Below are 833 nucleotides of genomic sequence, written 5' to 3' on the forward strand. Positions count from 1 at the left end.
GACGCGGTGGGGGCGCCCCCGACGACGGGGTTCGCGGTGGTGGCGGTCTTCTCGCGGATCGGCGCGCTCATGCCGACACCCCGCGCTTCGCCAGGACGCGGTCGGTCTGGTCGATGGCGTCCTGCCAGGCACGCTCCGGGTCCTTGCCGCCGGACTCCACGTTCGTGATCTCGGTCGCGAAGGCGCCGATGAACCGCTCCGAGTTCGAGATGTACGTCACGGGGACCTCCGGTGCGGCCTTGCTGAAGAAGTCGAGCGGGTTCTGGTCCCCGAAGAAGTCGCCGGGGTTGCGCATGATGCCGTTCTCGAACGACGCGGGTGTCGACGGGAAGAGCTGGATGTCGTTGTAGGTGTGGGACTGCACGTCCGCGCCGGTGATCCACTTGGCGAACGCCACCGCGGCCTCCGGGTTCTTCGACGTCTTGGGCACGGCCAGGAACGAGCCGCCGCTGTTGCCCGGTCGCTCGGGCTGCCGGGCGATCCGCCACTTCCCGGACAGGTCCGGAGCCGTGTCGTGGATGATCTGCGTCCACCACGCGCCCTCGATCTGCCCGGCGACCCGACCCGCGACCCACCCGGCGTTCTGGTCGGTCCCGGACTGCAGGTTGCCGGTGATCCCGGCGTGGATCGACTCGACCGCGTTCTCCCAGGCCTTCCGGATCGAGCTGTCGTCATCGTGGTAGAGCGGCTGGTCGTCACGGTCGAAGTACCGCGTGGGGCTCGCGGAGACGAACTGGTTGAAGAGCTGCGTCGCGGTGATGATCGTCGCGGCACCGGTCTTCTGCTTGATCTGCTTGCCGAAGGTCCGGAAGTCCGCCCAGGTCTGGATCGCC

1 protein-coding gene is annotated in these 833 nt (G+C 68.4%); it reads right to left on the reverse strand.

Annotated features, from left to right (window positions below):
- Nucleotides 1-67: 67 nt before the first annotated feature.
- The coding region (locus tag BIV01_RS19785; protein WP_175473700.1) for an ABC transporter substrate-binding protein at nt 68-833 on the reverse strand (766 nt) is incomplete at its 5' end.

Source organism: Curtobacterium sp. MCBA15_013 (assembly GCF_001865095.1).
Taxonomy (GTDB): Bacteria; Actinomycetota; Actinomycetes; order Actinomycetales; family Microbacteriaceae; genus Curtobacterium.